This is a genomic window from Pseudoclavibacter sp. VKM Ac-2888 (assembly GCF_015351285.1).
Lineage (GTDB): Bacteria > Actinomycetota > Actinomycetes > Actinomycetales > Microbacteriaceae > Pseudoclavibacter.
On sequence record NZ_JADKSM010000001.1, the window covers coordinates 2,852,705 to 2,878,725 of the forward strand.

General features: G+C 67.4%; 22 protein-coding genes. 16 read left to right on the forward strand and 6 right to left on the reverse strand.

Annotated elements, in window-relative coordinates; all coding sequences use genetic code 11:
• Nucleotides 1–23: 23 nt before the first annotated feature.
• Entirely contained in the window at nucleotides 24–1,175 is a 1,152-nt protein-coding gene (locus ITJ61_RS13485) for an ROK family transcriptional regulator (RefSeq protein ID WP_104330179.1), read from the forward strand.
• A gap of 113 nt (nucleotides 1,176–1,288) precedes the next feature.
• Here the strand turns inward: ITJ61_RS13485 and ITJ61_RS13490 are convergent, their stop codons facing one another.
• Both ITJ61_RS13490 and ITJ61_RS13495 read right to left on the reverse strand, forming a co-directional pair.
• Nucleotides 1,289–2,269, reverse strand: coding sequence for a beta-ketoacyl-ACP synthase III (locus ITJ61_RS13490; RefSeq protein ID WP_104243585.1), 981 nt, complete (start codon nucleotides 2,267–2,269; stop codon nucleotides 1,289–1,291).
• Nucleotides 2,270–2,377: 108 nt separating this feature from the next.
• Nucleotides 2,378–2,770 carry an META domain-containing protein gene (locus ITJ61_RS13495; protein ID WP_258063385.1) on the reverse strand — a complete coding sequence of 131 codons (393 nt, stop codon included), beginning with the start codon at nucleotides 2,768–2,770 and terminating at the stop codon, nucleotides 2,378–2,380.
• Between the two features lie 41 nt (nucleotides 2,771–2,811).
• On the opposite strand from ITJ61_RS13495, the gene ITJ61_RS13500 reads away from it, so the two are divergent.
• From ITJ61_RS13500 to ITJ61_RS20350, 3 genes are all read left to right on the forward strand, one after another.
• Nucleotides 2,812–3,189, forward strand: a complete 378-nt coding sequence (locus tag ITJ61_RS13500; protein WP_104342716.1) for an ankyrin repeat domain-containing protein — start codon at nucleotides 2,812–2,814, stop codon at nucleotides 3,187–3,189.
• 108 nt (nucleotides 3,190–3,297) lie between these two features.
• Nucleotides 3,298–3,798: a DUF1990 family protein gene (locus ITJ61_RS13505; protein ID WP_104307646.1), complete on the forward strand. Its 501-nt coding sequence runs from the start codon at nucleotides 3,298–3,300 to the stop codon at nucleotides 3,796–3,798.
• A 40-nt stretch (nucleotides 3,799–3,838) separates the two neighbouring features.
• A complete protein-coding gene (locus ITJ61_RS20350; protein WP_219819580.1) occupies nucleotides 3,839–4,735 on the forward strand; it encodes a helix-turn-helix transcriptional regulator in 897 nt (298 codons plus the stop codon).
• A gap of 33 nt (nucleotides 4,736–4,768) precedes the next feature.
• Here ITJ61_RS20350 and ITJ61_RS13515 read toward each other — a convergent pair whose 3' ends face one another.
• The 3 genes from ITJ61_RS13515 to ITJ61_RS13525 all read right to left on the reverse strand — a co-directional run bounded on the left by ITJ61_RS13515 (nucleotide 4,769) and on the right by ITJ61_RS13525 (nucleotide 9,779).
• Nucleotides 4,769–5,983 carry an MFS transporter gene (locus tag ITJ61_RS13515; protein ID WP_104342717.1) on the reverse strand — a complete coding sequence of 405 codons (1,215 nt, stop codon included), beginning with the start codon at nucleotides 5,981–5,983 and terminating at the stop codon, nucleotides 4,769–4,771.
• 92 nt (nucleotides 5,984–6,075) lie between these two features.
• Nucleotides 6,076–8,208: an FUSC family protein gene (locus ITJ61_RS13520; RefSeq protein ID WP_194686434.1), complete on the reverse strand. Its 2,133-nt coding sequence runs from the start codon at nucleotides 8,206–8,208 to the stop codon at nucleotides 6,076–6,078.
• Nucleotides 8,209–8,228: 20 nt separating this feature from the next.
• Entirely contained in the window at nucleotides 8,229–9,779 is a 1,551-nt protein-coding gene (locus ITJ61_RS13525) for a helix-turn-helix transcriptional regulator (RefSeq protein ID WP_194686435.1), read from the reverse strand.
• Between the two features lie 500 nt (nucleotides 9,780–10,279).
• Between ITJ61_RS13525 and ITJ61_RS13530 the strand changes: the two genes are divergently transcribed.
• The 9 genes from ITJ61_RS13530 (at nucleotide 10,280) to ITJ61_RS13570 (ending at nucleotide 21,598) form a co-directional block, all read left to right on the forward strand.
• Nucleotides 10,280–11,470: an amidohydrolase family protein gene (locus ITJ61_RS13530; protein WP_323744359.1), complete on the forward strand. Its 1,191-nt coding sequence runs from the start codon at nucleotides 10,280–10,282 to the stop codon at nucleotides 11,468–11,470.
• A 39-nt stretch (nucleotides 11,471–11,509) separates the two neighbouring features.
• A complete protein-coding gene (locus ITJ61_RS13535) occupies nucleotides 11,510–12,280 on the forward strand; it encodes an ATP-binding cassette domain-containing protein (RefSeq protein ID WP_228496674.1) in 771 nt (256 codons plus the stop codon).
• Nucleotides 12,277–14,232, forward strand: a complete 1,956-nt coding sequence (locus ITJ61_RS13540; RefSeq protein ID WP_104330185.1) for a YhgE/Pip domain-containing protein — start codon at nucleotides 12,277–12,279, stop codon at nucleotides 14,230–14,232. Before ITJ61_RS13535 ends, ITJ61_RS13540 begins: the two co-directional genes overlap by 4 nt.
• 71 nt (nucleotides 14,233–14,303) lie before the next feature.
• A complete protein-coding gene (locus ITJ61_RS13545) occupies nucleotides 14,304–15,710 on the forward strand; it encodes a glutamate decarboxylase (RefSeq protein ID WP_104307604.1) in 1,407 nt (468 codons plus the stop codon).
• A 78-nt stretch (nucleotides 15,711–15,788) separates the two neighbouring features.
• The gene (locus tag ITJ61_RS13550) at nucleotides 15,789–16,514 is read left to right on the forward strand and encodes a hypothetical protein (protein ID WP_194686437.1); all 726 of its coding nucleotides are present in this window, start codon (nucleotides 15,789–15,791) and stop codon (nucleotides 16,512–16,514) included.
• Between the two features lie 3 nt (nucleotides 16,515–16,517).
• Nucleotides 16,518–17,435 carry a DMT family transporter gene (locus ITJ61_RS13555; protein ID WP_194686438.1) on the forward strand — a complete coding sequence of 306 codons (918 nt, stop codon included), beginning with the start codon at nucleotides 16,518–16,520 and terminating at the stop codon, nucleotides 17,433–17,435.
• Nucleotides 17,436–17,565: 130 nt separating this feature from the next.
• Nucleotides 17,566–19,374, forward strand: coding sequence for an oleate hydratase (locus ITJ61_RS13560; RefSeq protein WP_194686439.1), 1,809 nt, complete (start codon nucleotides 17,566–17,568; stop codon nucleotides 19,372–19,374).
• Between the two features lie 79 nt (nucleotides 19,375–19,453).
• Nucleotides 19,454–20,533, forward strand: a complete 1,080-nt coding sequence (locus tag ITJ61_RS13565; RefSeq protein ID WP_104330190.1) for a linear amide C-N hydrolase — start codon at nucleotides 19,454–19,456, stop codon at nucleotides 20,531–20,533.
• Nucleotides 20,534–20,626: 93 nt separating this feature from the next.
• Entirely contained in the window at nucleotides 20,627–21,598 is a 972-nt protein-coding gene (locus tag ITJ61_RS13570; RefSeq protein ID WP_194686440.1) for an FUSC family protein, read from the forward strand.
• Between the two features lie 15 nt (nucleotides 21,599–21,613).
• On the opposite strand, the gene ITJ61_RS13575 is transcribed toward ITJ61_RS13570, so the two are convergent.
• Nucleotides 21,614–22,618, reverse strand: a complete 1,005-nt coding sequence (locus ITJ61_RS13575; protein WP_181059726.1) for an AI-2E family transporter — start codon at nucleotides 22,616–22,618, stop codon at nucleotides 21,614–21,616.
• A gap of 274 nt (nucleotides 22,619–22,892) precedes the next feature.
• On the opposite strand from ITJ61_RS13575, the gene ITJ61_RS13580 reads away from it, so the two are divergent.
• The 3 genes from ITJ61_RS13580 to prpB are packed head-to-tail and all read left to right on the forward strand — an operon-like array spanning nucleotide 22,893 to nucleotide 26,004.
• On the forward strand, nucleotides 22,893–23,573 hold the full coding sequence (locus tag ITJ61_RS13580; RefSeq protein ID WP_194686441.1) for a GntR family transcriptional regulator: 681 nt from the start codon (nucleotides 22,893–22,895) through the stop codon (nucleotides 23,571–23,573).
• Nucleotides 23,570–25,105 carry an MmgE/PrpD family protein gene (locus ITJ61_RS13585; RefSeq protein ID WP_194686442.1) on the forward strand — a complete coding sequence of 512 codons (1,536 nt, stop codon included), beginning with the start codon at nucleotides 23,570–23,572 and terminating at the stop codon, nucleotides 25,103–25,105. The genes ITJ61_RS13580 and ITJ61_RS13585 overlap by 4 nt, the downstream gene beginning before the upstream one ends.
• Nucleotides 25,105–26,004, forward strand: coding sequence for a methylisocitrate lyase (gene prpB / locus ITJ61_RS13590; protein WP_194686443.1), 900 nt, complete (start codon nucleotides 25,105–25,107; stop codon nucleotides 26,002–26,004). Before ITJ61_RS13585 ends, prpB begins: the two co-directional genes overlap by 1 nt.
• The last annotated feature ends 17 nt before the right edge of the window (nucleotides 26,005–26,021 follow it).

The following is a 26,021-nucleotide window of genomic DNA, read 5'->3' on the forward strand; positions in this document are numbered from 1 at the left end:
CGAGCGAGAGAAAGAGGACGGGCATGGCCACCGATCGTGTCGCCTCTTCGAACCTCTCCCTCATCCTCGAACGCCTTCACCGCGGTGGACAGGCGTCCAGAGCTGAACTGACCCGCGAGACCGGCCTCAACCGTTCCACCATCGCTGCGCTCGTCTCCGAGCTGGCCGACCGCGGCATCGTCGAGGAGCATGAGCCCGTCGCGACGAATCTCGTCGGCAGGCCGAGCCCTATCGTCGGCGTCTGCGACAAGATCGTCGCCGTCGCGGTCGTGCCGGAGGTGGACGCCCTGAACGTGGGTGTCGTCAGCTTCCGCGGCGAGCTGCTGAAGCGCATCCGCTTCGAAACCGAGAAGCCGCCGACCGCGAGAGAAGCGGTCGCCATCGTGAAGGCCCTCGTCGAGGGGCTCAGCGAGAGCCTCGACACGCTCTACGAATGCGTCGGCATCGGCGTCGCCGTGCCAGGACTCGTCCGGGCCTCCGACGGATTCGTGCGCTGGGTTCCGCACTTCGAGTGGCGCGACGTGCCGCTCGCCGAGCAGCTGCAGAAGGCCACGGGCCTGCCGGTGCTCGCCGCGAACGACGCCAACCTCGGCGCGGTCGCCGAGCACATCTTCGGCGCCGGCCGCGGCATCAGCAACATGCTCTACATGAACGGTGGCGCGAGCGGCATCGGCGGCGGCATCATCGCCGACGACCGACTCCTGCACGGCGTGGCCGGCTACGCGGGCGAGTTCGGGCACAATCTCGTGGCGACTCCCGCGGCGCTCGGCAACTCGGGCGACGATGAGCTCGAGCGTGTCGTCAGCAGGCGTCGACTGCTCGCCGCCCTCGGCACGAAGAGCGCCAGCGACGACGAGCTGGAGCGGATGCTGCAGCAGAACATCGACCCGGCGGTGAAGCTCGAGACGCACCGCCAGCTCGGGGTACTCAGCGTCGGCGTGCGCAACATGATCAACATCCTGAACCCCGAGCGGGTGGTGCTCGGCGGGTTCCTCGGCGTGCTGCTTGACCTCGAGCGCGACTACTTCCTCGAGATCCTCGCCGAGCACACGCTCGCCCCGAACTACGGCGAGGTCGAGGTGGTGCGGGCCGGGCTCGGCAGCGACCTGCTGTTCATCGGCGCCGCCGAGCTGCAGTTCCAGGCGCTCATCGAACGCGCCCACCTGCGCCGCTAACCCCCGCTGCCGACGCGGTTTCGAGATGGGAACCTCGCTTCGGGATGGTCTGTTCTCCATCCGGAAGCGGATTTCCCATCCGCAGACTGGGTCCAGCGGGCCGCCTTGGCGAGCTACGCGGGGTTGCGGACCTCGGGGAATGCGATGACCTGACCCGAGTAGCAGAAGCCTCCGCCGAAGCCGAGCAGGAGGGCGGGGCCACCGGGCTCGGCGACGCCAGCCTCGACCTGCTTGGCGAGCGCGATGGGGATGGAGGCGGCTGAGGTGTTTCCCGAGTAGACGACGTCGCGAGCGACCACGTCGTCGGCGAGGCCGAGCTGCTTGCCGAGGGCGTCGATGATGCGCAGGTTCGCCTGGTGCGGGACGAACGCGACGAGCTCGTCCGCTCGCACCCCGCCCTTCGCGAGCGCATCGATCGCGACGTGCTGCGCCTGCGTGATCGCCCAGCGGAAGACGCTGCGGCCCTCCTGCTCGAAGCGGCCGGACGGCTGCTGGATGCGCACGAGGTTGCCGAGCTCCGGCTGCGAACCCCACGCGACGGGGGCGACGCCGGGAGTCTCGCTGCGCTCGAGCACGACCGCGCCTGCGCCGTCTGCCATGAGGATGGCGGTGGTGCGGTCGGTCCAGTCCATGAAGTCGCTCATGCGCTCGGCGCCGATGATGAGGGCGCGGCTCGCGGAGCCGGCGCTGATCGCCTGGTCGGCGACGGCGAGCGCCTGCGAGAAGCCGGCGCATGCCGCGTTGAGGTCGAAGGCGACGGGGTGCGTCGCGCCGATGCGGGTCGCGACCTGCGCGGCCGTCGACGGCGAACGGTCCATGGCCGTCATCGTCGCCACGATGACCATGTCGATGTCCGTGCCCTGCACGTCCGCGGAGAGGAGCGCCTTGACGCCGGCCGCTGCGGCCAGGTCGGTGACGCTCTGCCCGTCTGCGGCAAGTCGACGCTCGCGGATGCCGACGCGTGACGTGATCCACTCGTCGCTCGTGTCGAGAGTCTGCGAGAGCTCATCGTTCGTCACGATGCGCTCCGGCGACTCGTAGCCGACTCCGACGATGCGCGAGTGCACTGGCTGAGGCTGGGGGAAGGAAAGCATGATCAACGCAGAATCCTACCCTCCGGTCAGTGCTGGTCTCTGTGGGGGTATTCGGAGCGTGCGCGTCGCCCGGATTGCCGCATCGAACGGGGGCGCCCGGGGTGCGCGTCAGCTTCGGGGGAGCGTGCCGATCTCGTCGCCGGCGTCGTTGTAGATCAGGAGCGAGTCGCCGTCGACCGAGGCCGACGCGGCGCCGACGAGCCAGGTGTCGACACCCTCGCAGAACATCATCGTCGACGCGAGGGCTCCGAACTCGATCTTCCCGTCGGTCTCGCTCCAGTCGCCCATGAGCCGGTTGCAGCCGTCGTTGCCCGTCACCCTGCCGTCGTCGGAGAGGCGCAGGCCGGGTTCGCCCTGGCCGCTCGAGTCGGGGGTGCCCCAGGTGCCGGCCGCCGACGCGGCTGTCTGCGCGCATCCGCTGAGGAACAGGAGGGTCGCTGCCGCGACTGCGATGCTGACGCCGATGGTCTTCACGAGGGCTCCGATGCTTGGGGTGGCCACATCGTAGCGAGTCAAACCGGAGCGGCGGATACCCTGTTGCCATGCCCGAACTGACGCCAGAACAAGTCGAGACGCTGACGGAGCTCGCGATGGGCTGTGCTCGCCGCGGTGACAGCAAGACTCTGGTGGATCTCATCGACCAGGGCATGCCCGTCGACCTGCAGGATGCGGCCGGCAATACCGCGCTGATGCTCGCCGCGTACAGCGGCCACGCGGGGGCCGTTCAGGCGCTCATCCGTCACGGAGCCGACGTGGACCTGTGCAACGCGCGGAACCAGTCGCCCATCGCGGGGGCGCTCTTCAAGGGCGAGGACGAGATCGTGCGCCTGCTCCGGGACGCGGGCGCGGACCTCGACGCGGGAACGCCGACTGCGCGCGCGACCGCGGAGATGTTCGGGCAGAAGCACCTGCTGGACTGACCGTCCCGACTGGAAGCGGGAACCGGCAGCGGGCGACCTGCGGTGCAGGAACCGAGCGCTTCGGAACTCGAGCTCGCCGAGGAGTCAGCCGGATGCCAGGCTGGGGGCATGGCCACGTCCGTTCCGCAGGCGCTCACGCAACCGCACCTCGACGTGTGGCGCCCTGAGGCTGGGCGGCTCCGACGCTTCGAGAAGACGGTCGCCCTCGGCGACGGGGATGCGCTGTGGGAGCGGGCCGCGGCAGACGTGCTCGTCTGGCGAGTGAAGACGCGCAGCGGGTTCGAGGTGCACCCGGACGGGGCCCGTGCGGTTGTGGGGGCACGTCCGACGATCATCGCCGGGTGGGGTGGGGTGCGCATCCAGGAGCCCGTCGAGGTCGTGGCCGTCGTCGACGAGCCGACGAGGGTGGGGTTCGCCTACCGGACCCTGCCGGGTCATCCCGTGCAGGGCGAGGAGGCGTTCATCGTCCGCCGAGTGGATGCTCGGGTCGAGTTCACGATCCGCTCGCTGACCCGAGCGGCGCCATCGGGACCTTGGCGCACGCTGTTCCCGTTCCTCCGGGCCGCGCAGATCGTGGCGAGGCGGAGGTACGAGCGCGCGCTTCGGTGAGGCGCGGAACAAGCGCCGGGTCCGTGGTGTTCGACTCAGTGTGACGACCACGATGCTGCAGGCGCCCCCGAGTGATGCGTTCGACCGCGCCCTTGCCACCCTGGAGTGGACGCTCATCGGATCGCACCGCCACCAGCTCGCTGCTGGGGAGCCGGTTGTGCGCCGCCATGCCGGTCCGGGGTTCGTGTTCGTCTTCCGCGGCGCCATCCGACTCTCGGCCTTGGGGGCACCGGTCGTCGACCTCGTGGCGGGTGACCTGGTGTTCTTCCCCAGGGGGCACGTGTCCTCGGTGCTCGCGAGCGTCGAAGCCGAGTTCATCGACGTCGGCTTCGAGGAGGCACCACAGGCGCAGACCGCGGCCGAGGCGCTGCCGGCTTCCCTGATCGTGCGTGACTTCGCCGCGCAGGAGCCCTCGATGGTGGCGCTCATCGATGGCATGGCGTGCGCCTGGAGTCTCGGGGGCGCTCACCCTCGGCCGGGTGACGCCGTGATCTGCAGCCGCATCGCGACGACGATCGTGTCGACGGCGCTCCGTGCCTGGAACGAGGCGGGATGCGCGCCTGCGGGCTGGTTGCGTGACGTCGCCGAGCCACAGCTCGCGGCCGCCCTCGAGGCCCTCCACCAGAAGCCGGGCGACCCGTGGACGCTCGACGAGCTCGCCCGCGTCGCGCGGATGTCGCGCTCGGTCTTCGCCGCGCGGTTCCAGGAGTCCGTCGGCGAGACGCCCATCGGATACCTGACACGCGTGCGCATCGAGACGGCCAAGGGACTGCTCCTGCGGAGCGAGCTGACGATCGGGGCGGTCGCGAGCGGGCTCGGCTACGAGTCGCAGGCGGGCTTCAGCCGCGCGTTCCAGCGGCACACGGGATCCACGCCCGGACGCTGGCGTGCCGAGGCGAGAGCACGGTCGGAGCGAGGGATGCGCGCCAGCTCCTGACGCGCATCCGCTCGACCTGGGCAGTCGAGCCGCTCAGCTGGTGCGGCCGGGGAAGCGCGCGCTGCCGAAGATGAGGCCGCCGACGATCGCCGATACGGACGCGACGACCAGTGCGGGTGTGACGCCGATCAGGTCGATGAGCAGGCCGCCGACACCGGCACCGAGGGTGATGGCGAGCTGGAAGCCGGCGACCGAGAGCCCGCCACCCGATTCCATACGGTCGGGGACGAGGCGACCCATCCACGTCCCCAGCGTCGTGAGCCAGCCGCCGAACCCGATGCCCCACGTGGTGACGGCGACCGCGACGAGCCAGATCTGGCCGGGTGCGAGCGCCACGATGCCGATCGAGACGCCGATGAGGAGGGGCACGGCGAAGCGGAGCACGGCGAGGTGCCGGTCGACGAGCAGGCCTACGACGAAGTTGCCGATGACACCGCCGATGCCGAAGGCGACGAGCAGGGCGGCGACCCCGACCCCGTCGAGTCCGGGCACTCGGTCGATGGCGAGGCGGATGTACGTGAAGGCCACGAAGTGGCCGAGGACGGTGAGGATGTGTCCGGTGAGTCCCACGCGGATGCCGGGGACGCGGAGCGTCTCCACGAGCGAGCGGAAGCCGCCGCTCGATGCGGTCGGAGGAACGTGCGGGAGGGCCAGTCGCAGCGCGATCGCGACGACGACGGTCACGATGGCGACGCTCGCGAAGATGAGGCGCCAGTCCATGATCGTGCCGAGGTAGCTGCCGAGCGGCACGCCGGCGACGGTCGCGACCGTGGTGCCCGTGTTGACGAGCATGATGGCCCTGCCCAGGTGCTTCGGTTGGGAGAGGCTCGCGGCGATGGCGATGGACATGGCCCAGAAGGCGCCGAGTGCCGCGCCGAGCAGGAGCCGGGCGATGAGCAGGAGCACGAACCCGGGGGCCACGGCGACGACCGCGCTCGAGAGTGCGGCGGCGCCGGCGAGCACCACGAGCAGGGTGCGGCGGTCGAGGCGTGGCACGAGGATGCCGATCGTGGGGGCCGTGAGGAACCCGACGAACGCCGTCACGGTCACGGTCTGGCCGGCCTGCCCCTCCGTGATGCCGAGGGAGGCGGCCATGGACGGCAGGAGGCTCGGTGGGAGGAACTCGGCGACGACGAGGACGAAGCTCGTCGCCATCATGGCCGCGATGGCGGCCCACGCCGTCTTTGGGGGAGTCTGCGTCTGAGGAGTCTGCGTCGCAGCGACGGTGGGGATGGTTCCTGTGGTCATGTGCCAAGCATCCTCGAACTCGGAGTCGAGCGTGTGACCGTCCGTCCGATTCGTGGCACCGATCGTCCGCCGCCGTCAAAGTCGCCGCCCCGTCACACGGGTGGCACGGACACCTTGAGCGCGGGCTTCCTCTTCCGTCCACCGCGCTCGAGAGGCAGCTCAGCCGTGCTGTCGTCGATGACCTGGGCGAGCGTCCAGTCCATCCGGAGCAGCGCGACCAGCGCTTCTCCGGATGGAGATCTGGGGTCGAAGGAGCTGGCCTGGTCCTGCAGCAGGGCGTTGACCGACTGGTGGTCGTCGGCATCCCGATCGACCGAGGGCTGGCCGCGAGCCTCGGCCAGCGCGTGGCGGGCGGCGGATGCGCGCGCGGCGACCCTCGAGATCGCTGCGGCCACCAGCGGGTCCGGCCGGGCGAGATCGCCGTCGAGCTGGACGAGACGAGCTGCGGATCTCGTGGCGATGTACATGAGGTGCACGGCGTTCCCTGTTCTCCTCGGGCCGGTGACGAGGAAGGCCGTGGACATGCCGGAGACGGCGGTGTCGACGTCGCCTTGCGCGAGCTCCAGCGCGCGAAGTTCCGTTCGGAGCGCGGTGGTCGTGACGGGGTTCACCGGGGTCGCCAGCAGTCTGCCGAGGAGCGCCTCCAACGCGTCCAGGTAGGCGTTCGCCTTCGCGTCCAGTGCCGGTTTCGAGCTGGACGAGAGGATGAGGTAGGCGCAGAGCACGCCGATGACGCCGCCCGCGATGGTCTCCTCGAGGCGAGTCTCGAGGACGTCGGCGCCGAGCTTCCCGAGCAGGCGGTACAGGGCGACGAGGATGGTCGTGGTGAAGAGCGCCGAGTAGAGGTAGTTGAGCGGCCCGAAGTAGAGCGCCCCGAAGACGCCGAGGACGCAGATCGCGCTCAGCACGTTCACGTTCCCCGAGGCGAGGGCCACCGCGGCCATGCCGACGATGATGCCGATGGCGGTGCCGAGGATCCGACGGAAGGCGCGCGTGAGGATGCCGCCTCTCGTGGTGGTTCCGGTGAAGATCAGGGATGCGGTGATGACCGCCCAGTACCAGTGCGAGGCGGAGATGGACTCGCCGACGATAGATGCGATCGATGCCGCGGCCATGGCCTGCACCGTCATGCGCGTCCACGGATCCCGCTTCGGGGCGAGTGAGACGTGCGGCCGTGCCGAGCCTGAGCCCGGGCTCGGTTTCGGGTCTGATGGCGCGCCGACGATGGTGAGCTCTCGCAGCCGGGCGTGCGCGTGCACGCTGCGGGCGATGAGGTAGCTCGCGAACGTCGCCCCGAGACGGGTGCCGCGTTGCGATGGTCGATGCGCGATGATGTCCGTCGCCCACTCGGTGGCGGAGCTGATGTCACACGCGGGAGCACGCTCGTCGAGCACCGTCCGGAGGTGCGCGAGGTCGTGGTGGAGGTGGGCGGGCAGATCCGCGGCGCTCGCGGAGAGGCGGGCCAGCAGGTAGCAGAGCTCTTGGATGTCGACGCGGGCGTCGAGGACCCGATCGCCGAGCGTTTTCGGGTCACCGTCCGCGTGCAGCTCGGCGTCTGAGTTCCGCTGCCACGCGTCGATGGATTCGCTGGTCGCGTCGATGCGCGCGAGCCTCAGGCGCAGGGTTCCGGGGTGACCGGGGCGCGAGGCGGCTTCGAGCGCCGACTCCGACGCAGCCCGCAGCTCTCGGAGGAGCAGCAGCAGCTGCCGTCTGGGTCTCTGCATGAGGAGGGCCGCACGCGCGACGAGCTGTGTCGTGCAGGCGAGGAGGGCGATCAGGCACAGCGCCGGCAGCTGATCGTGCGTGGGCTTCAGGAGGAGCGCGAAGAAGTACCCCATGAAGGTGACGGTGCCGAGCGAGCCAGCCCTGGCGCCGTAGCGGCGCACCCAGACGGCGGCTCCGCTGACGAGGATGAAGGCACCGATCGCGAGGATGCGGTTCGGGGTGAGGAACGCTGCGAGGGTGATCACGGCCACCGAGGCGGGAATGAGGAGCATCGTCGTGACGAGGCGCTCTCGTGGCGAGCGATCCTTGACCGAGGCGCCGGCCATGATCGACAGGAAGATGCCGACGCTCAGGAGCGAGCGCTCGGCGTGGAGCTGCCCGATGAGCAGGTTGGTGAGGAGCGCGCTCGCGAGGACCCCGAGCGAGACGGCGGTGGCCGCGGTGAGTCGCGCCCGGGCAGGGTCGCGAGCGGCGAGGAGCAGTCGGAGGGTCGTGCGCATCAGCTCACCCGATGCTGAACTCAGCGGTTGTCGTCGCCGACGGAGATGAGCTGCAGGGTGAGCGCCGTCTGTATCGCCTCCGCGCGGTTCGAGCAGGCGAGCTTCCGGTAGACGGACCTGAGCTGGGACTTGATGGTGTTGGGGGAGACGTGCAGCTGCGCCGCGATCTCGGCGGTGGTCAGCTCTCGCCTGAGTGCACTGAGCACGCGGAGCTCGCTGGTGGTCAGGGTGGGGCGCGTCTGCACCATCACGTGCGTGATGCCGTTCACGGAGACGTCGAACGTCGGGTGCATGGAGTCGTCGAGCTCGCACCTCACGCTCGAGAGCACCTCCTGCGGGATCTGGCTCAGGATGCGTCGGGAGTTGCCCCTCTGCACGATGTGCGCGACGCGCTGGGCGGTCGTCGGGTCGATCGAGTCGGCCCTGGCGATGGAGAGCCAGGCGGAGAGGATGATGCGCTCCGTGTGCTGGGCGGGCGCGAGCGTTCGCTGCTCGGACAGACGCCGCAGGTGCGTCTCGGCGAAGTCGAGCTTGTCGTCGGCGATGGCGAGGCGGATTGCGGCGCTCGTCTCGAGGAACCCCTTCTGCTCGGTCCGGAAGGCGGCTGCTCTCGCCTGCTTCTTCGAGCCGAGTGCCCACAGCGCGTCGATGGTCGCGGCGTTCATGACGTCGATGGCGAGCGAGCCGTGCTGCTCCGTGTGTGCGTCGCGGGCGAGGTGCACGCACTCGAGCGCTTCGTCCGGTCGCTTGCGGGCGAGCAGGGAACGCGTTCGGGCGAGGAGCCCGTATGGCCAGGTCACCTGCAGGCTGCCGAACGAGTCGAGCTTCGCGAGCAGGGGGTCGATGTCGTCGATCATCCGCTCGACGCCGATGAGGGCAGCTGCCGTGTTCTCTGCGAAGCGCGTGGGTTCGCTGTACGGTGCGCACGGCTCGGGAAGCTGGGGGAGTTCAGCGAGGACTCGTTCCGCCTCCTCGAGCGATCCCCGTTTCGCATGGGCGAGCGCGACTCGTGAGAGGGCGAGACGCCTGGCGTCCGGCCGGCCTGCGATCTGGCCGATCTCGGCTGAGGCGGCGAGCTCGGTCAGCGCGGGGCCCGTCTCTCCGGCGGCGAGCATCGTCGAGCCGATCTGCTGGTGGTAGAACCACAGCGGCCCGTCGGCCCGCTCGCGGAACCCTGTTCCCCGCGATCGGATGCGGTCGGCGAGGCGGGCAGCATAGGCGAGTGCGGCGGTCACATCGCCGCTGTACCGGAAGGCGATCATCTGTGCGAGCGTGAGCATGTCGACCTCGTCGATGGTCATGCTCTTGACGGTTTCCGGATTGAGGTGGGGTTTAAACGGGGTTCGTTTATGGGCGAGAACCGGATTCACCCGGTGAAGAATCCAAAGAACCGGGTAATTTTCGAGAAGTGACAGCGGGATCTTCTCTATAGCGTGGATGAGATCCAGGTAGTGCTTGTCGAAGAGCGGCCAGATGTGCGCCATCGCGGCCTGTGCGATCTTGCGCGGGTTTCCCGTCTCCAATGCGGCGTCGAGCTTCTGCTTGGAGTCTGCGGCGGTGGCTGCGGTCATGAATCGCCATTCTCTGGGGGAAGCGCGGGTCGTTATCGATGGTTCGGCGAGAAAGTGCTTATCTCATGGCAAAAACATGTTCATCGATCGACCGTCCTTCTTCTCAAGGGTCTCTTCGCCCCTCTCGGAGTGAGGAGAGGGGGCGGGTGCGATGGCTGTAGTTCCCGGAAAGTCGGCGTCAGCGGCGACTGTCGATACGGGTCGGTGGGAATCTTGTCCGAAGAAACCTATCCTGAAATGAACGCGTCACGCGACCTTCGAGCGTGTCGTGACGAGCAGTGTCACGAGCGCCTTTGCGGCCGGGGTGAAACCCGGGGTGAAACGTCGGGTTACACCCCAGGTTACGAACCGGGTGAAATTCTTTGGCGGTCTCGGTACATTTTTTCTCTCGGGTTACTGTGGCTTTCATGCCCCAGGACGCGGATAACCCTCCACGAATCATCATTCGAAATGCCAGGCTTTTCGATGGGATAAGTGAACGAGTTCGCGATCATGTGGACGTGCTTATCGAGGGGGCGCGAGTGCTCGCGATCTCGGAATCTCCTCTGGCGAGCAACTCCCCGGACGGCGCGCGTGAGATCGACGCCCACGGCAGATTCCTCATGCCCGGGCTCACCGACGCCCATGTCCACCTCATGGGCAACGCCAACAGCATGAACGACTTCCTGCAGGCGGCAACGGGCGAGCTGTACGGCAACACGATCGCGGAAGCCAAGAAGATGCTGCTCCGCGGTTTCACGAGCGTGCGCGACATGGGTGGCGACACCAGCCCGATCAAGACGCTCATCGATCGCGGCGTGCTCGAAGGGCCGCGCATCTTCCCCAGCCAGGCCATGATCTCCCAGACCTCAGGCCACGCCGACTTCTCGTTCGTGTACGAGGAGCCGAGCGAGTTCGGGGGCAGGCCCGCACGCACCGAGGACATCCACTTCACGAAGGTCGCGGACGGAGTCCCCCAGGTGCTGACCGCGGTGAGGGAGCAGCTGAAGACCGGCGCGAGCCAGATCAAGCTCACGCTCGGGGGTGGTGCGGCATCGCTCTACGACCCGCTCAGCACGCTGCAGTACACGCCGGAGGAGATCCGTGCCGCGGTCCAGGCGGCTGCCGACTACGGAACCTACGTCGCCGCACACGTCTACACCTCCGCGGGAGTCGCCAGGGCGCTCGACTGCGGTGTGCGCTCGATCGAGCACGGCCACCTCATGGACGAGGCCACCGTCAAGCTCATCCGCGACGCGGGTGCCTGGCTCTCGGTGCAGCCCTTCGCGGAGGACGACCACCACTATCCCGACCGCGATCGCGCGCAGAAGAACGCCGAGATCTGCCGAGGCACGGCGCAGGTCTACGCCTGGGCCAAGCAGCATGGAGTGCAGACCGCCTGGGGCACCGACCTCCTGCTCGAGCCCGGAGCGGCCGCGAGGCAGAGCGTCATGGCAGCTCGACTCGGCGAGTTCTACAGCCCGACCGAGGCGCTCCTGATGCTGACCTCCGGGAACGCGAGCCTCTTCGAGATGGCCGGCGAGCGGAACTCGTATCGGGACGCGAAGCTCGGCGTCATCGCCGAGGGAGCCTGGGCCGATCTCATCCTGGTCGACGGCGACCCGCTCTCCGACCTCTCGGTCATCGCCGAGCCGGAGCTGAACTTCCCGCTCATCGTCAAGAACGGCCGGATCGTGAAGGACGAACGCTGATGCTGCATGTATCCGGACCATCGAACAGGAGTGACTGACGTGAGCGATGTGACGCAGCTGTTCGGCGATCACCCCCTTCCCTTGACCCGCGCCGAAGGCGAGGCGGCGGTCGGCGACGTCATCCTGAACGCCGATGGCATCGAGGTGAAGGCGTCCTGGGGCCACATCTTCGGGCCGGTGAACCTCACGATCCGGTCCGGTGGAGTCACCGTGCTCGTTGGCGCGGGCGGCCGGGGCAGGACAGCGCTGCTGCTCACCCTGGCCGGGCGCATGAAGCCCTCGACGGGGCAGCTCGAGTCGTTCGGGCGGCTCAACGACGCCCACCACCTCTTCAAGCAGGCTGCCCTCGCCAACATCGACGAGGTCGATGGCATCGGCCAGACCATCCGAGTCCACGACATCATCACCGAGCAGATCCGGTGGGGAGCCCGAGGGGCCCGCTGGGTGCGGCAGTCGAAGCAGGCGGACCTCGAGCGTATCTGCGCCCCGGTCTTCGGCGAGTACACCCTGCCGACCATGGACGCGATGGTCGAGGAGCTTCCGGAGCTGACCGGAGCGCTGCTGCGCATCGCCGTCGCGAACACCCGCAAGCCGCCGATCCTCGTCGTCGGGGGTATCGACAAGCTCGCGAGCATCGAGAGCTCGCACAAGCTGATCGAGCGCCTCGTCGAGCTCGGCAGGGAGCAGACCGTCATCACCGCCGACGTCAACGGCGTCAGCCCAGATTCTGGAATCCGCGACCAGTTCCTCGTGGAGAACCTGACGAACAAGGAGTTCGCCGTGCTCGAGCGAGAGGCTGATGGGCGATGATCGCTGCGTTCTCACCAGGAAGCGACTTCAAGCGCTACTACCGCGGCCGCATGCCGCGGCTCGCGCTCGCGGTTGTCATCCTCATGCCGCTGCTCTACGGTGCGCTCTACCTGTGGGCGTTCTGGAACCCGTTCGGCAACGTCGACAAGATCCCGGTCGCGATCATCAACCTCGACCGGGGCGCCACGGTCGAGGGTGAGCCGCTCACCGCTGGCGACTCGGTCGTGCAGGGCCTCATCGACTCCAAGCAGCTGGACCTCACCGAGACGAGCGAGCAGGACGGCGTCGACGGCCTCGCGCACGGCAAGTACTACTTCACGATCACGGTGCCCGCCGACTTCAGCGAGGCCGTGGCATCGGTGACCACCAACGAGTCACGCTCCGCGCAGCTCGAGTTCACCTACAACGACTCCAACAACTACCTCTCGACGGTCATCGGCCAGGACGCGGCCGAAGAGGTCATCGTCATGGTCAACCAGCAGGTCTCGGCGCAGATGTTCGACCAGGCACTGGCAGCCGTCAGAGCCGAGATCCCGACGCTCAAGGAAGCCGTCAGCAGCGTCGACGAGCTCAACTCCGGCATGCAGACGGCGAATAGCGGTGCGAAGGAGATCGCGGACAACCTGGTGACGGCGAAGGACGGGTCGGCCACGCTCGCCGGTGCCATCGACACGCTCGATGAGGCCGTGCAGGGCGCCGTGACCCGAGTCGACAACGCGATCGCCACCTCCGGCATCACCGGCGCTGAGCTGCGAGACCTCTCGTCGGATGTCGTCACGAGCACGAACACCATCGCGACGGCGCTCAACGAGGCGTCTGCCGCGCAGGCGCGAGCCGACAGCGAGCTGGCAACCATGATGACCGAGCTCGCAGCAAGCGACGATCCGGTCGAGCAGGCGATCGCGGCCCGCCTCGAGAGCGTGCACACGCACATCCAGGACTCCAGGCTGACGGAGGAGTTCGTCACGGTCTTCGACGCCCTGCACACCGACATGAACCTGCTCGCCGGCGAATTCAACGATCCAGACAGCCGCGTCAACGTGATCATGACGGCCATCGAGGACGGTGCCGTGCAGCGCGACCTCGCGACCGCCTCCTCAGACGCGGAGCAGCTCCGCTCCGGAGCTGATCAGCTGGATACCGGCCTCGGTGAGCTCTCCGCCGGCGCCGCGCAGCTGTCGTCTGGCACGGACCAGCTCGCGGCTGGCACGATCGAGCTGGCCGATGCCGCCGATACTGCGCTCAACCTGTTTCCCGACTGGGACGAGGACCAGCAATCCAACTTCGTGCAGGCGCTCGCCCAGCCGGTGGAGCTGAAGGAGACGATCAACAACGAGGCCAAGACCTTCGGCTACGGCTTCGCGCCGTTCTTCCTCGGCCTCGCGCTCTTCGTCGGCGGCATCATCGCGTGGATGCTCTTCACCCCGCTGCAGGCGCGTCCGCTCGCCCAGGGCCTCGGTTCCTTCCGCGTGATCCTCGCCTCGTACGTGCCGACCGTGTTCGTCGGGTTCCTACAGGCGACCATCCTCTACCTGGTCATCTACTTCGGCATCGGGCTGCATCCCGAGCACACCTGGGGAACGTACGGGTTCCTGCTGCTGATGGTGATGATGTTCATGGCGATGATCCAGATGTTCAACGCGGTCTTCGGCCCGGCAGTCGGACGCGTGTTCACGCTCGCCTTCCTCATGATCCAGCTGACCTCCGCCGGCGGTATCTATCCCGTTCCGACGACCACCAACGTGTTCCAGTACATCAACGTCATCGACCCGATGACCTACACCAACAACGGACTGCGGCAGCTGATCCTCGGCGGCATCGACGATCGCCTGCTCACAGCGATCATCGTCATCCTCTCCATGACCGTCGCCTTCATCGCCATCTCGACCTGGGCCGCGAGAAGGAACCGGCAGTACAACATGGACCGCCTGTATCCGCCGGTGGAGGTCTGACCGTGTCAGCATCACCACGAGCGCCCAGTACGTCCACGAAGTCACCGTCCGAACGAGAAGAGAGAGTTCCCATGGAGAAAAGCACCAGCAACGGCCACCACCGAAACATCAACCCGGATCTCGACGTCAACCCCGTCTTCGTTCGACCCGGCGAGGCGACGGTCTTCGACAAGTTCAAGCTGCCGGCAGACCAGAGCCTCCCTGAGACGGCCTACCAGATCGTGCACGACGAGGCCATGCTCGACGGCAACTCGCGCCTCAACCTCGCGACGTTCGTGTCGACGTGGATGGACGACGAGGCGAAGAAGCTCTACGCCGAGGCCGCGGACAAGAACATGATCGACAAGGACGAGTACCCGGGAACGGCGGCCATCGAAGACCGCTGCTGGCGGATGCTCGCCGACCTCTGGAACGTCCCGGACGCCGCTGACACCATCGGCACCTCCACGATCGGATCGTCAGAGGCCTGCATGCTCGGCGGCCTGGCGCTCAAGCGGCTCTGGCAGGAGAAGCGGAAGGCGGAGGGCAAGTCGACCGAGAAGCCCAACCTCATCATGTCGGCCGCAGTGCAGGTCGTCTGGGAGAAGTTCTGCAACTACTGGGACATCGAGGCGCGATACGTGCCCGTGTCGCCCGACCACCTGGTGCTCGACGGCTACGATCTCGAGAAGTACGTGGACGAGAACACCATCGGCGTCGTCGCGATCCTTGGACAGACCTTCACCGGTCTCTACGACGACGTCGTGGCGATCGCCGCGAAACTCGACGAGATCCAGGCCGCGACCGGCAACGACGTGAAGATCCACGTCGACGGCGCATCCGGCGCGATGGTGGCGCCGTTCTGCCAGCCGGACCTCGGCTGGGACTTCGGGATCGACCGGGTGAACTCGATCAGCACGTCCGGCCACAAGTACGGCCTCGTCTACCCCGGCGTCGGCTGGGTGGTGTGGCGCAACACGGCGGTGCTCCCCGAGAGCATGATCTTCCACGTCAGCTACCTCGGCGGCGACATGCCGACCCTCGCCCTGAACTTCTCCCGCCCGGGCGCCCAGGTCCTGCTGCAGTACTACCAGTTCCTCCGCCTCGGTCGCGAGGGCTACCGGCTCGTCCAGCAGAACTCGATCGACGTCGCCACCTACCTCTCCTCGGAGATCGAGAAGATGGGGCCGTTTGAGCTCGTGAGCCGCGGAGATACGATCCCCGTCTTCGCCTGGGTGCTGAAAGACGGCCACACCGGCAACTGGAGTCTCTACGACCTCGCCGACCGGCTCCGCATGAAGGGCTGGCTCGTGCCCGCGTACCCCATGGCCGACAACATGGGCGACGTCATCCTCCAGCGCATCGTCGTCAAGGTCGGCCTCAGCCGCGACCTCGCGTCGTCGCTCCTCGCGGACATCCGCGGTGACGTGGAGTACCTCGACTCGCTCGAGACGCCGCTGCCGCGCGAAGCGGGCCGCGGCGTGCACTTCCACCACTGAGATCAGCGGCCGCGCGGGGGAGCCGAGCTGCTCTCCCGCCGGCCCGCCGCCCACGAGCAGGAGACGGAACCCACCGACATGACGAGCGCAGCAACCTCCCCTCGCGAACACACGGGACCCCTCGGTGCCACGGGGAAGCTCCTCGTGCCGACCGTCGTCAAGCAGTGCTGGCTCTTCATGGTGGGCTCCGCGCTCTTCGCGCTGGGCTCCGCGCCGGTGCTCAGCGAGCAGATGGGCTCGCAGCTCTCGAACCTGTTCTTCTTCGTCGGGGCATGGTTCTTCACCTCAGCCGGCCTCATCCAGCTCTTCCTCAGCGGCGCGGTGGCCGTTCCCGTCTCCTATGCCCCCGGTCGAATGGTGAGAGCCGAGTGGCTGACGGCGTCCACCCAGTCGTTTGGGACGCTGCTCTTCAACGTCAGCACGACAGCGGCGCTGCACGCCAAGTCGCTGACCAGCCAGGAGAAGCTCGTGTGGAACCCGGACGCGGGCGGGTCGGTCGCGTTTCTCGTGAGCGGATGCGTCGCCTTCATCGCGTTCGCGCACACGAACCAGACGTGGAGCGTGCGCTCGAGCGCGTCCTGGTCCGTGGTCATCAACTTCGTCGGCTGCGTGGCCTTCGGCGCCTCCGCGGTCGGCGCCTACATCCTCCCTGGCGGGGCGACGATCAACGCCTCGCTGGCGACGTGGGGCACCTTCATCGGCGCGGTCTGCTTCTTCCTCGCGTCCCTCGTCGTCCTGCCAGGGGCCATGAAGGCCGGTGCGACTCCGGCTCGCGACAGCGCCAGCGTCGGACGGAGCGCCTAGGCCATGCTCATCGGCATCGCGCTCGCCCTGGCCGCCGCCGCCTTCATGGCCGTTGGCAATCTGCTCCAATCGCGCGGCGTCCACCTCGCGGAGACGAGGTCCAGCAGCCGCAAGGATGCGGCCGTCCACGTGCTGCGGAATCGGATCTGGCTCTTCGGGAGCATCGCGCTGGTCGTCGCGATGCTCGTGCAGGTCGGCAGCCTGGCGTTCGCGCCGCTGATCGTCGTGCAGCCGATCGGCGTGGCGGCGCTCGTGTTCTCCGTCGTCCTGACGAGCATCTTCCGCAAGACGCGGCCGTCGAGAGCCATCATCCGGTCGATCCTGCTGTGCGTCGTCGGTGTCGGCGGATTCGTCGTCGTCGCCGCGATCGTGAGCACGCAGCAGCCAATCGAGGACGCGCAGCTGGTCGCCGTGCTCGTGACGCTCGGCGGCGTGCTCGTCGCGACCGGCATCGTCGAAGTGCTGGGAAAGGGCCGTCCGACGCCGCCGCTGCTGTGGGTGCTGCTCGGCGGGGTCTACTCCGCATTCGTCGCGACGCTCGGAAAGACCGTCATCCTCCGGGTGCAGGCCATTCTGAAGGCCCACGAGATGCCGTTCAACTCGACGGACATCCTCACCATCGCCAGCATCCTCGGCATCGGAATCGCCGGGGCCCTCTCCGTGATCTTCGTCCAGCGCGCGCACCTCGACAACTCACCGGAGGTCGTCGTCGCGGGGCTCACGGTCATCGACCCCACGATCGCGGTTGTCCTCGGCATCGTGATCCTGCATGAGGCGACGAATGCCCCGCTCTGGGCGGTCGTCGCATTCCTCGCGGCAGGTGCCGTCGCTATCACCGGGGTGATTCAGCTGGCGCGGGCCGAGAAGTCTCCCGTCGATGAGGTCTCGAATTCCTCATCCGCGGGTGAGAGGAAGGGTTAGTGGGCGGGTGAAATAACTCGCATCTCTTATCGGTGCAAAAGGGTCAAACATATACTTCGATAACGTCGGACAAATCATGATGGCATATTATCCTGGCCATTTGCACGAGCCGGCGGGAAATGAGTCGACTATGCATTACAGCAGTGGAAACTACGAAGCATTCGCACGCCCGCGCAAGCCGCAGGGTGTCGATGACAAGAGCGCTTGGCTCGTCGGCGCAGGTCTCGGGAGCCTCGCTGCGGCGATCTTCCTCATCCGCGACGGGCAGATGAGCGGCGACCGCATCACCATCCTGGAAGAGCTCAACATCGCCGGCGGCGCACTCGATGGCATCAAGTACCCCGAGAAGGGATTCGTCATCCGCGGTGGCCGCGAGCTCGAGGACCACATGGAGTGCCTCTGGGACCTCCTGCGCACCGTGCCATCGCTCGAGATCGAGGACGCCAGCGTGCTCGACGAGTTCTACTGGCTCAACATCGACGACCCGAACTCGACGAAGAGGCGGGTCACGGAGAAGCAGGGCCAGGACGCAGGCACGAACTTCAAGTTCGGTCTGTCCGAGAAGGCGCAGAAGGAGATCGTCGGTGTCTTCCTCGCCACGCGTGCGCAGATGGAGGACAAGCGGATCGACGAGGTGTTCAGCGCCGAATTCCTCGACAGCAACTTCTGGCTCTACTGGCGCACGATGTTCGCCTTCGAAGAGTGGCACTCGGCCCTCGAGATGAAGCTCTACCTCCACCGCTTCGTGCACCAGCTCGGCGGGTTCCCCGACATGTCGGCCCTCAAGTTCACGAAGTACAACCAGTACGAGTCGTTTGTGCTGCCCATGCAGAAGTGGCTGCTCGAGCGCGGCGTCACTTTCCAGTACGGAACCAAGGTCACCGACGTGCAGTTCGACATCACGGGTGACAAGAAGCAGGCGACCCGCATCGAGTGGGTCCGCGACGGCGAGGAGGGCGGCGTCGACCTCAGCAAGAACGACCTGGCGTACATCACCATCGGATCGCTGACGGAGAACTCCGACCAGGGCGACCACGCCACCGCGGCCCGACTCAACACGGGCCCGGCTCCGGCCTGGGACCTCTGGCGCAAGATCGCCGCACGCGACGAGGCGTTCGGCCGCCCCGAGGTGTTCTGCGGAGACATCCAGAAGTCGAAGTGGGAATCGGCGACGGCGACGACGCTCGACGCTCGCGTCCCCGAGTACATCGAGCGCATCGCGGAGCGCGACCCGTTCTCGGGCAAGGTCGTGACCGGTGGCATCGTCACGGCACGCGACTCGCCGTGGCTCATGAGCTGGACGGTCAACCGCCAGCCCCACTTCAAGGCGCAGAAGCCGACCGAGATCGTCGTCTGGATCTACGGCCTCTTCGTCGACACCCCAGGAGCCTTCGTCAAGAAGAGCATGCAGGACTGCACGGGTGAGGAGATCACCCAGGAGTGGCTCTTCCACCTGGGGGTCCCCGTCGACGAGATCCCCGAACTCGCCGCCACCGGCGTCAAGACGGTGCCGGTGATGATGCCGTACGTCACCTCCTTCTTCATGCCGAGGAAGGCAGGCGACCGCCCGGCCGTCGTCCCGAAGGGCAGCGTGAACTTCGCCTTCATCGGTCAGTTCGCCGAGACGACGCGAGACTGCATCTTCACGACGGAGTACTCCGTGCGCACCGCCATGGAGGCGACCTACGAGCTCCTCGGCGTCGAACGCGGTGTTCCGGAGGTCTTCAACTCGACGTACGACCTCCGGTTCCTGCTGCACTCGACGAACGTCCTGCGCGACGGCGAACAGCTCGACATCCCCGGGCCGAGCTTCGCGAAGCGCCACCTCGTCAACCGCTTCGATCAGACCGAGCTCGGCCAGCTGCTGACCGACTTCAACCTGATCCCGGCCACCAAGGACGCTCGCGTCCACGCCCGCGGCGACGACGCGATCGCCTGACCCGCACGCGCACCGGCCGCCGTCGCATCCGCGTCGGCGTGCAGAGCAGTTCCCCTTACGAAAGGACGTGTCAACGAACATGTGCACTCGAATTGTGTGGCCCGACGCCAACGGGTCCGTCATCGTCGGCCGCAACATGGATTTCCACATGGATCTCCTCACGAACCTCTGGAAGTACCCGCGCGGCATCGAACGGGCCGACGGGGTCGAGGGGAACCTCACCTGGACGGCCAAGTACGGCAGCATCGTGGCGACGGCCTTCGACCTCATCGCCACCGACGGGATGAACGAGGAGGGCTTCGCAGGGCACATCCTGTGGCTCGCCGAGTCGGAGTACGGAAAGCCGAACGACAAGACGACTCAGCTGAGCCAGTCGGTCTGGCTGCAGTACTACCTCGACAACTTCGCGACGGTCGAGGAGGCCGTCGCGTGGACCAAGAAGTCGCAGGTGCAGATCTCGCAGCTCTTCGACCCGACCGGTCACCTCGTCCCGACCCTGCACCTCGCGATCAACGACGCCACGGGTGACTCGGCCATCATCGAGTACACGAGCGGCAAGCCGACGGTGTACCACAGCCGTGACTACAAGGTCATGACGAACTCCCCGACCTACGACAAGCAGCTCGAGCTCGCGAAGAAGATCGAGGGGCTCGGCGGCGACCAGCCGCTGCCGGGGTCGACGCTCGCGAGCGACCGCTTCGCTCGCGCGTCCTTCTACGTCGAGCACCAGGTGCAGCCCAAGACGCAGCTGGATGCGATCGCCGCGATGTTCAGCATGATCCGGAACGCGGCGCAGCCGTTCCGGACGCCGGAGCCCGGCAAGCCGGACGCGTCGCAGACGATCTGGCAGGTGGTGCTCGACCTCACGAACAAGCGCTACGTGTTCGAGTCGACGACCCGTCCCAACATCGTCTGGGTGGACTTCGACGAGGTGAGCTTCGCCGAGGGATCCAAGGTGCTCAAGCTCGACCTCGTCGGTCAGCTCGCGCTCGAGGGCGGACTCGCCGGCAACGTGAGCCACAAGTTCACCGACGTCGGGCCGGAGGCGACGGAAGTGCTCGCGGACGGCGTCAAGGCGCTGGAGTTCGTGGCGAACAAGAAGGACGACTTCCTCGCCGTGAAGACGCTCGTGCAGGACCTCGTCGGCAAGAAGGGCTAGTCCGAGCACGACGGCGGGTGCCCCTCCTCGGGGTGCCCGCTGTTGTCGCATCAGGGGTCGGAGAAGGGGAGAGCATCGTGCGGGAGGGTCCCGATGTCAGCTGACGGCGCGGTCAGGGCCGCGCTTTCAGCCAAGCAGCTCCTGGTCGCGGTCGCCCTGGTCTCCGTCGCGGCGCTCATCCTCGGGGCCAGCCAGTTCCTCATCGGCCCGAACACGGCCGCATCCGGCTACCTGACGATCCTCTTCCTGCTCTCGATCATCCGCGCGGGGAGCTGGCGGGCTCGGCTCTTCTCCGTGGGCTGGTCACTCGCCATCGCAGCCCTCGGCTTCGCGGTCGGGGGTCTCGGGCTCTGGGTGACACTCGCCGCAGTGGTCTTCGTCTGCCTCGTGCAGGCCTTCGTGACGGTCGGCGAGACGGCCTTCCTCACGCGGTCTCCCGTGAACCTGCTGGCGTTCGCAGCGCTCTCGCAGTCGGGCGCCGAACTCTGGCAGGCGATGCTGGGGTCCGCGATCGGTGCGGGCGTCGTCGTCGGCTTCGCCGCGCTCGTGAAGGCGAGGGCGCACGCCCACGACCCGGGGTCGCCGCTCGTCGACCGGATCGCCTACGGCGCGGTCACCGCGGGCGGATCCTTCCTCATCGTGTTCGCCTCCGAGCTGCTGGAGTTCCCCTACCGCGACTGGACGCTGCTCTCGTTCAGTGTGATCCTCGCCGTGGGGGCCGACCAGCGCGCGAGACGCGGCTACCTCAGGGTGCTCGGATCGGTCGCCGGGGTGCTCCTCGCGATGCTCGCGTCCATGCTTCCGCAGCCGATTCCGCTCGTCCTGGCCGGCCTCTTCCTCGTGCTGTGCGTCGCGTACGTCAATGCCGGAGAATACGCGCTGTTCGTGCTCTTCCTGACGCCCGCCATCCTGCTGACGGCCGCCACGGAGCTCTCCACCTTCGCCCTCGGGGTCTACCGACTCGAAGCGGTCCTGTTCGCGACGCTCGTCGCGCTGCTCGGTGGGCTCGTCATGAACTTCATCACCAGACGCTCCGGTGGCGGGGAGGTCATCGAAGCCGCGTGAGACCGAGCGGGTCGGCTAGCTCCGCGCCTTCTTGGGGATGACGACCTCGCGCACGAGCAGAACGATGCCGGCGGCGAGCGGGATCGCGACGAGGGCACCCACGAGCCCGAGCAGCGTTCCACCCGCGAGGGCGGCGATCAGGACGAGGGAACCGGGGATCTGCACGGCCTTCGACATGACGCGCGGCGTGAGGATGTACGCCTCGACCTGCATGTAGACGAGCATCGCGACGAGGACGATGAGTGCCGCGATGGGCGAGGCGAACAGTGCGATCACGGTCATGAAGATCGTGGTGATGATGGTTCCGATGAGCGGGATCAGCGTGATGAAGAAGCAGATGACCGCGACGATGAACGGGTACGGCGCGCCGACGATCCAGAGCAGGAGCCCGCTGAACACCGCGTTGATGAAGGCGAGCACCACCATCCCGTTGAGGTATGAGCCGACCGAGGCCATGATCCGCTCCGCGTACTCCTCGAAGCGGGGGCGGACCGAGGCGTTGATGAGCGAGTAGCCCGCCTGCTTGATGCTGCCGAGTGTCGCGATGAAGTTCAGGGTGAGGATGAAGACGAACAGTCCGGTGCTGACGCCGTTGACGATCGTCGTCCCCACCTTCAGGGCGCCGCCGCCGACGGTCGCCCAGGTGTTCGGGTCGGTCGCCGTGTTCTGCGCCCAGTCGAGGGCGTTGGTGGCGGCGCCGTTCGTGGCCTTGTTGACCGTGTCGAACCAGCCCTCGTTGTTGATCCTGGTGATCTCTTGAGGAATGGTCGTCGCGAGGGAGGTGATCTGGTTGACCAGAATGGGCACGACGATCCAGATGAGCCCGGCGACGATGAGGATGAAGACGACGATCACGGAGATGATCGCCATTCCTCGCTTGAGTCCGAGGCGCTGAAGGAGTCGAATCAGCGGGTCGAGTCCGAGGGTGATGAAGAATGCGATGAAGACGGAGAGAACCACCGACTGCAATTGAATGACGGTGGTCGCGAGAAGCGCAGCCAGGAGAAGGCCGATTGCCACGGAAAAGGCCCACATGACGGGATTGCGGCGAAAGAGATCAGTCGCTGTGCTGCGAATATCGGGCATCAAGAAGCCTTCTTCTGAGGAAATTTCTCCAAGGCTAGAGCACAAGCGGCTCCGCACGACTCGGCGCGGCGAGCGCTGGAGCGGCCTCGGCGACTGCGGGCACGAGTGGGGATGCACCTATGTATGCATAGCCTGGCAGTTCGGGCAGAATCGTTGCTCAATGGGCCGACTGTGCATACATTGAGGGGTGTCCAAACGAGGGGGAACCATGCTCGCCAGCGACCGGGTCTACGCGGTACTCCGTGAGGAGATCCTCGCGGGCGCGCTTCTGCCCGGGACGGTGCTCACCGAGGTCGAGCAGGCAAGCCGCCTCGAGGTGTCTCGCACGCCGGTCCGCGGTGCGTTCACGAGACTCCTCGCCGACGGTCTCGTGCGCAGCCAGTCGCCGAGAGTGCTGCTCGTCTCCGAGATCAGCCCAGAACGTGTCGTCCAGCTCTACGAGCTGCGGGAGGCGCTCGAGACGCAGGCCGCCGCGCTCGCGGCGATGCGCCGAGACGAGAAGCCGTTCGAGTCCATCCGCATCCGCCTGCTGCACGCACCCGAGCTCCTCGAGCTCGGGGAGGCCGGCATCGCCGACTACTTCGAACTCGTCGACGCGCTCGACCGCGCCATCGACGAGGCCGCGGCAAGCGACTACCTCAGCGTCGCGCTCGAATCCTGCCGCCTCCACTCCTCGCGAGTGCGCAGGCTCGCGAGCCACAACCCCGAACGCCTGCGCGAAGCCGCGAGCGAGCACCTCAGCGTCGTCGACGCGATCCTCGCCCGCGATCCTCGCCTCGCCTCGCACGCGACCCACGTCCACCTGCACCGCAGCCTCACGACCGCGCTCTCCTCCCTGCAGCCGAGCGCTCCACGACCAACTCCTCCAGAAGGGATCCTCCACACGTGAATCTCCACGACGTCCGAGTCCACCGCAGCGACGAGAACCTCGAGCGCCGCGACCAGCTGGCGTGGAAGATCGCCGAGGTCGCCGCCGACCCCGTCCCCGTCCAGGCCGAGGTGACCGACATGGTCATCAACCGCGTCATCGACAACGCCGCAGTCGCGGCCGCCTCGCTCACCAGAGCCCCCATCGTCGCCGCCCGCGACCAGGCACTCGCGCACGGCGTCTCGCGTCACGGCGCCGGCTCGACGCTCTTCGGGCTCGAAGACGCGCAGCGAACCTCACCGGAATGGGCGGCCTGGGCGAACGGCGTCGCGGTACGTGAGCTCGACTACCACGACACGTTCCTCGCCGCCGAGTACTCGCACCCTGGCGACAACATCCCGCCGATCCTGGCGGTCGCCCAGCACCTCGCGGGCCAGCGAGCCATCTCCGGTGAGCAGCTCGTTCGCGGCATCGCGACCGGCTACGAGATCCAGATCGACCTCGCCAAGGGCATCTGCCTGCACAAGCACAAGATCGACCACGTCGCCCACCTCGGCCCGTCGGCGGCGGCCGGTATCGGGACGCTCCTCGGGCTCGACGCGGAGACCATCTTCCAGGCCATCGGGCAGGCGCTGCACACGACCACGGCCACACGTCAGTCGCGCAAGGGCGAGATCTCGACCTGGAAGGCGCACGCGCCGGCCTTCGCGGGGAAGATGGCTGTCGAGGCCGTCGACCGTGCCATGCGCGGCCAGACCAGCCCCACCCCCATCTACGAGGGCGAGGACGGCGTCATCGCCTGGCTCCTGGGAGGTGTGGACGCGCGCTACCAGGTGCCCCTCCCCGCCGCAGGAGAGTCCAAGCTCGCGATCCTCGACAGCTACACGAAGGAGCACTCCGCCGAGTACCAGGCGCAGGCCTGGATCGACCTCGCGCGCAAGCTGCACAACGAGCACCCCCAGCTCGCGACTGCGCCCGATCGCATCGAGCGCATCCTCATCCGCTCCTCCCACCACACGCACTTCGTGATCGGCTCCGGAGCGAACGACCCGCAGAAGTACGACCCGACTGCCAGCCGCGAGACCCTCGACCACTCGATCCCGTACATCTTCACCGTCGCGCTGCAGGACGGCGCCTGGCACCACGTGGGCTCCTACGCGCCGGAGCGTGCCGCCAGGCCCGACACCGTCGAGCTGTGGAAGCGCGTCGTGACCGAGGAGGACCCGGAGTGGACCCGCCGCTACCACTCGCTTGACATCGCCGAGAAGGCGTTCGGCGGGAGCGTCGAGATCCTGCTCGCCGACGGAACCGTCATCCGTGACGAGATCGCCGTCGCCGACGCGCACCCGCTCGGCGCGCGGCCGTTCGCGAGGGCCGAGTACATCCACAAGTTCCGCACCCTCGCCGCAGAGGTCGTGGAGGACCACGAGATCGAGCGCTTCCTCGACACCGTGCAGCGGCTCCCCGAGCTCGCCCCAGGTGAGCTGGGTCAGCTCGGCTTCGTCGCGTCGCCCGGCGTCATCGAGTTCAACGAAGGCGGAGGGATCTTCTGATGCTGTACGCCAAGACCAGCCCCGCCGAGAAGCGCGCGGTGTTCCGCGCGCGTCTCGCCAGCGGGGAGCTGCTGCGCTTCCCTGGCGCCTTCAACCCGCTCTCGGCTCGCCTCATCGAGCAGAAGGGCTTCGAGGGCGTGTACATCTCCGGGGCCGTGCTCTCCGCCGACCTCGGCCTGCCCGACATCGGGCTCACGACGCTCAGCGAGGTCGCAGGGCGTGGCAGGCAGATCGCCCGCATGACGGAGCTGCCGGCCATCATCGACGCCGATACGGGCTTCGGGGAGCCCATGAACGTCGCCCGCACCGTGCAGGAACTCGAGGACGCCGGCCTCGCGGGCATGCACATCGAAGACCAGGTCAACCCGAAGCGCTGCGGGCATCTCGACGGCAAGCAGGTCGTCGACGAGGAGACGGCGCTCAAGCGCATCAGGGCGGCCGTGGATGCGCGGCGAGACCCCAACTTCCTCGTCATGGCGCGCACCGACATCCGCGCGGTCGACGGGCTCGACGCATCCATCGACCGCGCCAGGAAGCTCGTCGACGCGGGCGCCGACGCCATCTTCCCCGAAGCGATGGCATCGCTCGAGGAGTTCGCGGCCATGCGCGCGGCCGTCGACGTGCCGCTGCTCGCCAACATGACCGAGTTCGGCAAGAGCGAGCTCTTCACGGTGCAGCAGCTCGCCGACGTCGGCATGAACCTCGTCATCTGGCCCGTCTCGACCCTCCGCATCTCGATGGGCGCGACGGCAGGGGCGCTCGACGAGCTCATCAGCCACGGAACGCTCACGGGAAAGCTCGACGAGATGCAGCACCGCGCGGAGCTGTACGAGCTTGTCGACTACGAGGGGTATAACCACTTCGACAGCGGAGTGTTCAATTTCACCGTCAAGCGCTGACGACAGCAGCGTTCGGC